General features: G+C 54.5%; 7 protein-coding genes and 2 pseudogenes. 3 read left to right on the top strand and 6 right to left on the bottom strand.

Annotated elements, in window-relative coordinates; all coding sequences use genetic code 11:
* Positions 1-365 precede the first annotated feature (365 nt).
* From AC13EY_RS04930 to AC13EY_RS04910, 5 genes and pseudogenes are all read right to left on the bottom strand, one after another.
* Positions 366-3,449 (bottom strand): tyrosine-type recombinase/integrase, encoded by a 3,084-nt coding sequence (locus AC13EY_RS04930; RefSeq protein WP_482875924.1) that lies wholly within the window; start codon positions 3,447-3,449, stop codon positions 366-368.
* Positions 3,434-5,668: a hypothetical protein gene (locus AC13EY_RS04925; RefSeq protein WP_482875923.1), complete on the bottom strand. Its 2,235-nt coding sequence runs from the start codon at positions 5,666-5,668 to the stop codon at positions 3,434-3,436. Before AC13EY_RS04925 ends, AC13EY_RS04930 begins: the two co-directional genes overlap by 16 nt.
* Complete coding sequence (locus tag AC13EY_RS04920; RefSeq protein ID WP_482875922.1) at positions 5,661-6,110, bottom strand: hypothetical protein; 450 nt, start codon at positions 6,108-6,110, stop codon at positions 5,661-5,663. Before AC13EY_RS04920 ends, AC13EY_RS04925 begins: the two co-directional genes overlap by 8 nt.
* A 324-nt stretch (positions 6,111-6,434) precedes the next feature.
* Positions 6,435-6,655: pseudogene (locus tag AC13EY_RS04915) on the bottom strand (ATP-binding protein); the annotation flags it as partial.
* Positions 6,656-6,781: 126 nt separating this feature from the next.
* Positions 6,782-7,339: pseudogene (locus AC13EY_RS04910) on the bottom strand (Mu transposase domain-containing protein); the annotation flags it as partial.
* 286 nt (positions 7,340-7,625) lie between these two features.
* Here AC13EY_RS04910 and AC13EY_RS04905 point away from each other — a divergent pair.
* A complete protein-coding gene (locus AC13EY_RS04905) occupies positions 7,626-7,922 on the top strand; it encodes a hypothetical protein (protein ID WP_228246817.1) in 297 nt (98 codons plus the stop codon).
* 166 nt (positions 7,923-8,088) lie between these two features.
* On the opposite strand, the gene AC13EY_RS04900 is transcribed toward AC13EY_RS04905, so the two are convergent.
* Entirely contained in the window at positions 8,089-8,286 is a 198-nt protein-coding gene (locus tag AC13EY_RS04900; RefSeq protein WP_228246816.1) for a type II toxin-antitoxin system TacA family antitoxin, read from the bottom strand.
* Positions 8,287-8,769: 483 nt separating this feature from the next.
* On the opposite strand from AC13EY_RS04900, the gene AC13EY_RS04895 reads away from it, so the two are divergent.
* Both AC13EY_RS04895 and AC13EY_RS04890 read left to right on the top strand, forming a co-directional pair.
* Positions 8,770-10,050, top strand: coding sequence for a hypothetical protein (locus tag AC13EY_RS04895; RefSeq protein ID WP_228246815.1), 1,281 nt, complete (start codon positions 8,770-8,772; stop codon positions 10,048-10,050).
* A 67-nt stretch (positions 10,051-10,117) separates the two neighbouring features.
* Positions 10,118-10,342, top strand: coding sequence for a BPSL0761 family protein (locus tag AC13EY_RS04890; RefSeq protein WP_482875919.1), 225 nt, complete (start codon positions 10,118-10,120; stop codon positions 10,340-10,342).
* Positions 10,343-10,418 lie beyond the last annotated feature (76 nt).

The raw sequence follows: 10,418 nt of genomic DNA, 5'->3' as shown, positions 1-10,418 counted from the left end.
AACGGTTTATTCCAGGCAGCCCGATCACGTGCCCGCGGATACAGAAATGAGGCCAACTTCATTGCCATGATTTACTTGATTGGCAGCCCGGTGGGTCGCTTGCTCGATCAGGCTAAATCCACATGAAACGTCGAAGAACCCTTAATCCAATCGGTGATGACTGGATTTGTTCGGATGTGCATGGGGAATTTCAGCTGCTGATGGAGCTGCTTAGAGATTCAGGTTTTGAGTCTGCCCCCTCTGGCAGGATAGGTTGGTTATGCTCGGTGGGTCAGTATTACTCCGGCGGTGACATCACTGGACGCTTATCTTCTGGAGAGTCAGAGGTCTGAGCTATTTCCATGAGGTAATTGCCGGATTGCGCTTCAGCCTTGCCAAGCACGAATCTCATCAGGTGCAAATAGGACGATAGCCAGTCGATGGAACAAGGTGATAAGCGTGTGCGATGAGTATCCTTTCTTACCTGCTTCCGTCCGTCCTTTTTCCTCCGGGTGGCGGAGTTTCAGTATCCCTTTTCCATGGGCGAATCTTGCCTTTTGTTTCATCAGCCTGTATTCCATCAGCAGGGCACCGCAGCGCCACTGCGATAAGACCTCGGTGTCCATAACACCAATATGCAAACGCCAGCGCGGCCACTCAAATACCTGGGTCACTGTCTTCATGTACCGTCTAAAGTCCTGGGCACTGTGGAAACTGATGCCGGAGTGAGCGCTGTTGATGTGGGTCAAGGTGTACTCGATCAACCAAAGCAGCTCAGGGCGGCTATGGCTTTTTGCAAAGAGTTTTCGGCAATGATGGTGCGCGGCGGCCAGGTCACGTTTTTCTGATACGTCGACAGGTTCTGGCGGCAGCAATTGATGACGGCGGCTTTTAGGGAATAAACGCGATGCGTTTTTGTCGGTTGCCAGTTCTCGTAAAGCTAATGCTGCTTGGTGCCAATGCTCGATTTGCGCTGTGGACAGCTGGTAGTACACCGCCGTTTCAGCAGGGTCCTGCCCAGATTGGATCTTGCCCAACACACCCAGGGCTTTGATATAAGCTGTCTGATCCATACGCATCTTGGCTGTTTGAATAGATCGGAGCTTGTCATTACTCCGGATGGGCTGCGGGGCTTGAATAAATCGAGTGAGCCGCTTGTGCAGATAGCCTGTTAATGCTGCTGGTGTGACTGACAAGTTGTTACTACGCATGTGGCTGATACGGTGGCGTCGTAGGCCTAGCAGCGCGAAAGCTTCGGTGCTGGATAGGCTGCGTCTATTTTTCTTCAAGTGTAGAGCGAGCAGCAGGTCGCTGAAGTGCATGTAGGTGCTGAGGGTAATACCGGGGCTGCTATGACCGGCCAGAACGGCGATTGCCTGGTATCGGTCCCTCAGGCGACCTTGGCCACAGATCTTTTCCAGCAAGTTTTGCCGATGCATGGGCGGGTAGGGCATAAGTGTGTCGACTTCAGCTGGGAGTGAAACCTGATCATGGTGTATCAATAGCTGAAGGCGTGTCAGGGCGCTGTGCCGCAGATGGTAAAGCCGGTAGTAGAGGCCACCGCTCAAATCCGCAAGAATTTTTTTCACTACGATGGACAGTGTTCTCGTATCCAGGGGTTCTCTTGGGTTGTCCGGTTGGTGAAACAGCAGTTCTGCACTGCTTTGGCTATTAAGGCGCCTGCTTCCGATAAAGTCGCGCATCAATTGACTTTCTGGTTCTGTCAGCAGTGGGAAAAGGGGGACCTTGCGTAACGCTGCTGCCGTTTTGTTGCTGCCGTGCTTGTTGTCGCGAACAAACAACCAAGCATCTGGGGAAGGCTCGATATCTCGCAAGCGCAGCTTGGCTATTTCGCCAGGACGCAGGGCTGTCCTGAAAGCCATGATCAGAAAACATTTGAGCATGGTGCGGTGAAGCGGAGTTATATCCTTGAACTGGTCGCATTGTAATAGCAGCCCAGAAAAAAGAGGTTCATCCACGATAGCGGCGCTGACATGAGGAGCGGTACCGGAGCCTTCTTGCAATGGCTCATGGAGTGGCGGAAAGTCCATTGTCTGAACACCAAACTGGTGCAGATCCTCCAATCGCCCTGCGCGGTATGCGCGTTCCTTCTGACTGCGTTGCGTGTCCAGTATGTGCGAGTACAGCGACTGGAAGTCTTCCTGGTCAAAACTTAGCAGGTCATGCGGCTCTGTGGCGTTCAGCCACTCCGCTGCTACTGTATTCATGTATCGCCGCGCGGTGGACTCAGCATTACCACGCTCATTGAGATGATGAATTAGCCAGCCAAGCAGCACCTGCTCAGAGACTTTCCCGCACTCGTCTGCCAGCGCAGCGAGCTCGGTGATCAATTGGCGCTTGGTCCTGGGCTTGGCGGGATCAACTTTGAATATGCGCGTCAGTTTGGACAATATATGGGGGCGGCGCTGCTTCTTGGTAGGTGTCCTGCTCAGCTGGGATACGGGGCCGCTGAAAACCGCAAAATCTGCAAGTAGATACTCACCGCATGGGCCGATGCTGGGTCGTAGCAAACGATTCCAATAACACGCGGGTAGGCTGCTACTCGGCTGTCTCCCCGTCGCATATTCAACCAGCACTTGCGGTAACTCAACGCCTGGTTGGCTTTCAGCTATCGTCACGCCACCCCATTCAAGCTGGCGTTGGGTGAAGGATGCTTTCAGCTCTTTATTGATAAGTTCAAGGCAGGCCGATAGATTGCCCGGAGCCTGCGGTTTTTTTCCATCTTTGCTGCTCAGGTACTGGCGTAACAGACCCAGAGTAATCGAGTCGGGAAAGTAGTGAACCTCGCAGACTGGTTTTTCCGAGTCTGCACTATCATCCGGTTGCTTTCGATTGCTGGCCCAGCCTTGCCCTGGGGGTATGTGCAAGGGAATCCAGCAGAGTGAACTGTTACCGCATAGTGGTTTGGGTTGGTTAAGTGCCTCAGCCAGAGCTGGCCACAGCAGTGCTCGGTTTAATCCGCCATACATGATCGAAGACAGGAGCAGTCTTGCCAACTGCCCTGACGGGCTAACAGAGTTTGCTGTTGTTAACCTCGTTTTCCAGCTGTCCTCCGCCAGCGCAACAAGCCTGGCGTGTTGATGTCGTCGCAGAGTTCGTGTGGATCTGCGTTGGCGGAGAGTGACGATGGGTGGCGGGATATCGATGACCCAGATTCCGGCCTGATTTCCAGCTTCTAATTGCTTTCTGATCCAGCTGTAAACCCGGCGGTACGCTGTGGGGTTGCCCAAGTGCTGCTCAATGGCCTTATCGGCTTTTGGCCAGAATTCTGCGAACTGGCTTGCGTCAGGCTGTGCTCTGAATAGTCTCGGGATGATTTCCTGAAGAATAGTAAGCGCAGCTTGGATGGTTCTTTCGTCCTCACGGCGCCTCGCTGCGGTGCGGCTATCGCGTCCAAGACGAACATTCCTATCGGTTTGCTGGGCATCAGCAGTCAGCGGGTTTTCCATCCGGGGAGCGCCTTGATTTCATGATGAGTGAGGACTGCTTGAATTACGTCAGCTACACGCCGGAGCTGGCTCATGCCCAGTTGGCTAAATGGTCCCATTGCTTCTTCGCCCAACTCTTCGTGGCCCATCCAGCCATCAATCACTTCCGGGCTGACCTGGCGTCTTAGCAACTCACTGCGCATGTGGTGCCTGCCCCAGTTACGTGCCCAGGGCAACTGCTCCCCCAGGATGAGCGTCAGGCGGGAAGGGGTAATTTCGAAAGGTACAATCGCTCCATCATTTTCTTCCAGAAAAAATAATAAATTCTCATCGCCGCTGAGTGTGCGTTCGCAGCGTGCGCATACAGTTGCAATACTCAGGCGAGCGTAGCTGGCGACGTTGCTGAGGTGCTCTTTATATAAGGTGACTTGCTCAATAACGGTAGCAGGCACGACTAGCGTCCGCGCAGCCAAGCCATGCCTTCGTTCTTTGTCACTTATCCACCAGGTCTGCTGGTGCGGGTTCAGGTCTGACAGCAGGCCCATGGGGGCGTTTACGTCTCTATGACCTGTCACGAACGAAAGAAGTGCCCACACATAAACTACGTATTTGTTGTGGAAATTAACGAAATTTTTTTCCAAATTAAACGCTTGAGCAAGTACGCTGAACAGGTTGTGCAGTACCCGCCCGGGCAAGTGCAGGCGGCTTCCGAGGGCACCTGATTTAGCCGTTATGGGTGGTAGCGAAGCTTGCTGCCCCGAGAGGTCGAACACGGCGTTGATGAAACGATAGTGGTGTGCGAGTACATCAGTACGTGCCTGGTGGCTATAGGAAAGGCTGGGGCGTCCCTGATGAGTGTCACCACGTATCAGTGCAATAACGGCGCGATCTGTACCCTGATTCAGGAACCAATGCTCCATATAGCGGTTAATTCTGCCAATGGTCAGCCGGGTACTGTGTGCCTGGTTGATAGCCTTCAGCCAGGTGCGTAGTACCTGCGCCGTCGGTAGCGGCGCTTGGAGTGGCGCCGACTCAACCCAGGCAGTCATTTGCTGGGGTAGAGGAAGATGCAGTGCATTCAGAACAGCGGGTAACAGAGCGTCCAGATGATTGGGCTGATGGCCTGCAGGCACCTGATGTGTGAGGGTACGGCAAGGGACCTGATTAATGATCGTGATCTGTACTTTATGTGCATTGGCAAGGTGCCAGCCGGGATCCCGTCCACTTAGCAGCGATAACAACACCCAGCCAGCGGTATGGTCATTTCTGGTTAAAGCCGACAATGCGTGGGTAACCAGATGCTCGATGTCCCACTCGGAGGCCTGTTCGAAAGAGCAGGGCAGCGATTGTTGCCGCACACGCATTTGCTCAGCAAGTCGTATGCTGTGAATAGCCTGAAGAGCGATTTCCTTTTTATGCAGGCTACGATCGTGAAAGCGATAGGGAACGCTTGTGACGATTGTTGTCGGCTCATCCTCGTTTTCACTGTTTTTGCTGAAGCTGGTCAGCTTTTCAATACGAAACTCCGGGTCATCCACGCCGGTATCGACCAACGGAACGAATAAGTTGGCTGCAGTCTGTGGAGCCGGGGGGACTGAGGTTGGGCTGGAAGATTCGCCGCGCTGGCGAATGACCCCTTTCCGGTTTCGCGCAACACTACGGATTACGACAGCCAGATAGCCAAGCCCCAGCTGTTGTACAGAAGGCAAGTTGAGATAGTTCTTCCGTAGCTCATGCAGATGCTCGTCCAATTGCAGGAGGTAGTCGAAATCTTGTGGAGGCGGTAGCAGCTCCAGCAACGGTTTATGTTTGGCGCTTGTTGCGATCAAGCGGATTTCCCGAAGTGCCGATTCAATCGCACTGTTATGATCTCCTTTGATGTGCAGACTACAGCAGCACAGGATCACTAGCCCCAACCACTGTTCGTACTTCTCGGCGTTGGGGAGGTAGTCCCAAGGGGTGTTCAATGCGGATGCGAACGGTGATAGCGTCAAGAGTTTTGAGCTGACCAGGGTTTTATGAGCGGCTGCCCTGTCAGTACTGGCTGCGGGAAAGTGCTGAGAGGAGTAGCTGAGGTATTCAGCGGGCAGGTTCAGCATATCACCAGCGCGTTGGTGCTTTTGAAGTAGTGGTAGGCAGAGTTGATGCAGATAACCCAGAGAGGTCTGCCGTACTGTATCCGGAAGTTCTACTGGAATAAGGGCGTCGAGAAAGGCTATTTGGCCGTCCGGGCTATTCATCGCCACCCCATGGCTGGTTCAATAAATCGATTATTTCCTGCGTAGTTGCTGGCGGGCTCGGTTGAGTACGTTTCCGCCGCCGTTGTTCGCCGAGAGCTGCCCGTGAGATACCTGTCCATTTGCACATGAGCTTGTCATTTAGCGTTTTGGTATTGAACAGTTCCCGGTGCAGCCCATGCGACATGGACTCTTTCAGTGTATCCCGCAGGTCTGATATTGCATGAGGGTGGAGGCTGTTGAACACCTCGCCAAGCACCGAAACCCAGGCAGCACGCTCAATCTCTATTTCCGATATTTCATCTGGAGTCAGGCAAACTAAGAGTGTGCCAATGGGCGGCTGGTCGGTCTGCCATAGCACGCTTGTCCAGAGAGGAGCATAAAGCTCAAGTGTGCTGGGAGTAGCGATGCATTGCAGCGGTTGTTGCGCCAACGCTTTTCGCATGGTTTCCGGAAGTGCTGATCTGTTGAACCAGCGGTGTAACTCTCTGCTCCAGGTATGGGCAGCTAGTGCAGCGGGGTGGAGCGTAATCTCTGTAGTCTGGGTGCTTTGTTTCAACCGAGGCATGCCGACGTACTCAAAGGCTCACTCCAACTGACGCCCTTGCCATTGAAATATTGATGGAAAGGAGGGGGAGCCGACAATGATGGCTTTACTGTACGGTTAAACAGTGTTCCGTGTCTATACCTACTGACAGTGTAGTGGTGATTGCGGATTCCACGCCATCTGGCCAGGCAGTCGGAGCGCAGCGACGCAGGGATGGCATTGTTACTTCGAGGTGCCCGGTGCCGTCAACTGCTGTGGTCGACGGCGCATTGATTCACCCTTGAGATTGATCCGGTAGGCGTTGTGCACCAGACGGCCGAGGATGGCGTCGGCCAGGGTCGGGTCGCCGATCAGTTCATGCCAGTTATCCACCGGCATTTGGCTGGTCACCAGGGTCGAGCGCGCTGGCCGTAGCGGTCGTCCAGCAGGCCGAGGGCGTTCCTCGAAGCTCAGGCTGTCGATGTCCGGGGTTTTCAGTTGCTCGTTCAAGGCCTTGAGCATGCCGTGCAGGCGTAGGGTCTGGAGTTTATCCAGGGTGGGATGAGTCAGCATGGTGGGTATCCTTGAGGTCAGTAGTAGTAGCCGGGGCCACGCAGGTTGGCGTGGTCATCGGGTAGCAGGGGCAGATTCTGTTGGGCCAGGGGCAGGCTCTCCAGGCCCTGACGGAGGATGGATTCGAGGCTCTTGTAGCTGCATGCGCCGAGTCTGAGGGCACGGCGGCAGGCTAGCTCCAGGCGCTCTTCACCGTAGGTCTGACCCAGACGCAGAATGCCCAGGCAGGCACGGTAGCCATGCTGCGGATGGACGCGTCGTTCGAGGATGTGAGTGATCACTCCGGCGGTGTTTGGTCCGGTCTGCCCGGCCCAGCGGATCAAGCGCTGCGGGGTCCACTCGGCGTGCTCTCGGTGACTCTTGGGCATATGCTCGGTCTGTGTGCTGTGGCGGCCCTTGTGCATCGAGCGCTGGTGGCTGGCGAGCCGCTGGTTGGCGTGGAAGCATTCGATGGTGCGCGCCGTCAGGCGCACCTCCAGTTGCTTCTTCACCAACTGATAGGGTACCGAGTAGTAATGCCCGTCGACCTCGACGTGGTAGTCGATATGCCCCCGGGCCTTCTTCCACTCGGCGTAGGTGTCTAGCTCATGCGCTGGTTTTTCATAACTTGGCTTTTGAGGGGAAGCATCACCGGGGGGTGGATGATGCGCGAAATATTGTGAGGTTGCTGCCCTTCATGGATTGGGAGCTGGAGTCGGAGCTGTTGACGCCGCCGTAGAGGTTTGGCTGAGAGAGCTTTGCCGTGGCTGGGAGAGATAGACACGTTCTCCGGAACGGTTGTCCCCAGCACGGCAAGCACGGTGTTCTGACAAACCTATACTGAGCTATCTGACTCGTTAAACCTAACAGAGAAACACTGCAATGAAAGTCATGGACCAAAGCAAGGCAGGGGCTGATGCCGTCACTGTGTGCGATGTATGCAACAGCCCCACGCAAACCGAACACGGCGAAGTGCAGTGTGGTTTCCTGCAAGCGCACTGGGGTTATGGTTCCATACATGACGGAGATCGTTATGAAGTGCGCCTCTGTGAGGGTTGCTTCTTTATGACGCTCGCCTACCTCAAGCAAGAGCACCGAATTCAGAGGCTTTTCGATGAGGTCAGTAGCCAAGATAGCGATAGCTTTGGCTTGGTCATGCCGAATGATGTTGAGAGGTAGGCATCCGGAGCATTCCATCTTGTAAGCCCCACTTTGCTGCAGCCTGCAACGTGTGGCGAATGGCAGCTTGGAATGCAAGAATCCCTACCGGGAACGGATGCCGGGCGACTCCTTGACGGATGCGTGCTGGGGGCCAGCGTATCCAGTAGAGCTGGCTTTCGGACAGTCAATTCGTACCCCAAAGGGCTTTGCGCGAGAACAGATCACGTAAACCTTCGTTGCTCTGTTCGGGCAGCTCCAGCAAGTCCATCAGCTTCTGGTACTGGCCACCTGTAACCATGAATAAGCGTTGGTCCAATAAAGTCTGCTCAGCTGCCAAGCATGCGTTGTCGAGAATAAAGTTGCTCAAGGACTTTTGGGCCACTTCGGCACCTCACTTGCGGGTTGATGATCAATCAACATGATTGTTAGCGCAGCAGGCGTACTCTGTCCAATGCATTGCGGGCACCAGCCTGGCCTTCTCAGCCCGCCGAGGGAGCAGCTCTTGAAGCTAGCAAGAAGGTAAGCGCTGGGCATGCAATCCCGGTAAGCGGAATCAAGCCCCGTAGATGGCGGAAGTACATTGGCCTCTGCACGGTGATCTGAGGGGCGGGGCAGTTCCGGTGGCAGCGTTGTGTGCTTTCGATCACTGCCCTCCCAAGCCGGTAGGCGGGTGTGCTCATGGAGGGTCCTGCTTGTTGTTCCTATCTGCGTTGTGATACCTTGCATATGTGCTCAACAGGCGCATGACACCCGTCATTCAAAGCTGGAAACGGCACTGTTCTAGATTTGCATTATGACCGATTCGATTTTCTTCGGTCCTTGTGGCGGAGACGGGTGACGCTACCAAAAGGACAGGAGCAAAGATATGAATCCGTTGTATATCGTGCCCAGCACCCTTCGTGGTATTTCTCGTCTTGCCAAGAAAATTGTTCGTGAACGTGGCATTAAGCATACGATCGCGCTAGATGTCGCCGCACAGATTTCAGGCTACCAAAACTTCAAACATGCCCGGCGTCGTCTCGCCAGCCAAGCCGAGCCCATTGTTCTGCAGCCCCTTTATTTAACTGTATATTGGCATGATAGGGATGGAGATCCTTTTTCCGGCCGCTGCACTGCCGAAGTTGAGCTACCGCCAGACACCATAAGTGCTCTGCCTTCCTTGAAGGATAGGGGATATTGGATGTTCGGAGGGTTCGAGCTGGAATCCGAAGATCATTTGCGTGGCAGGTTAGATGCCACTTCCCAAGAAAGAGCAATGAAGCGCATTACTGATGCCGTTCGGCAGTTGCAGTTCTGCGTGGCTACGGGGCTTCGGTCTATGAGGAAAAAGGCTGACAAGCGTCGGGTGGAGTTTCTGCATGAGCTGCCTGGTCGGGATCACATCAGTCTCTGGATAGATGGTGCAACAGGCGGTTGGCTGGCCTTAGATGAACCCTATCCACCCCGTTATAGTGAGAAAGAATCGAAGCGTAAAAAATGGATTGAACAGCATGGGCTAACAGAGACGGCCCCTGATTGGGGCGGCTTGTACCTACCGGGTAGTAGCGTACCTTTTTTCCTGTCTGCCGACTCTGATCTTTTGCAGCGAGTTACCGGTATTGTGGAACAGATGGCATCGGTGCCCTCAATCGACTGGGATACCCACTCAGGTGACTATAGCTCGCACTTTCATAGCCCTGCCCGGGTTGCCAGCGGCAAACCCTATCGCGGTCGCCCTCAGCCTTCTTTTGGGCAGCGTGCAGGTGCGATCCCTTACGGTGGCCGTCCCGGAGAAGCGTCTGACTGGCGGCCAGCAGAGCCGATGTCGATTAAACAGCATCAAGAGCTGGGTATTATTCTTCGAGGCCTTGCATGGTCTGACCTGTCCGTCCCTGTACTTGAAAAGCTAAGTAGCGCTATTTCTCGACTGGATGATTGGTCGTTTCTTGAGCATCCTGACGGTACCGGGCTCGACGATCTTTATTATGGGGATAAGCGTGCAACATACGCGGCATTCGAGGATGTACTGAAAGGTGTCGCCAAGGCCCGTGCCCTCATTGTGGCTGGCTACGATGAATGCCGTCCCCGTCGTGATCTCCTGATAGTGCTTGAGACTGTGGAGCGTGATGCGCAAGCTCGGTCTGGCAGGCAGGTCGCTAAGGCATGATGTTTGAGCCAGCCTATAGCCTTGTGGCTTGGGCTGGCGTCTTCTCAGATTGTTTTTGGAGAGTCTAATGACAATGCCCCATGAACGTACTCGTAGCTTGGTACAGACCGGGGAATTTCTGCAGGAGCTTGCGAAGAATGCAGAACTTCCCGAATTGATGCGGCGCCAGGCCAAAGCATTGCTGCGACATTACCCTTCGGCTCAAGACATCGGGCTAAAGATTGAGGTTGAACCGCCCCGGGTTTCGCGGAGGCTGTTTGGTTTAAGTCAAGCCGCCACCTTGGAAGCCTGACTGGCTAGTTGCCGATAGTAGTTTGCCTCAGCCTCTGCCGGCGGTATATATCCGATGGGTTCGAGCAGTCGCTGGT

The sequence above is a fragment of the Halopseudomonas sp. L-58 genome, from assembly GCF_056859475.1.
Note: the sequence above shows the minus strand (reverse complement) of the source record. Positions and strands in the feature narration are given on the sequence as shown.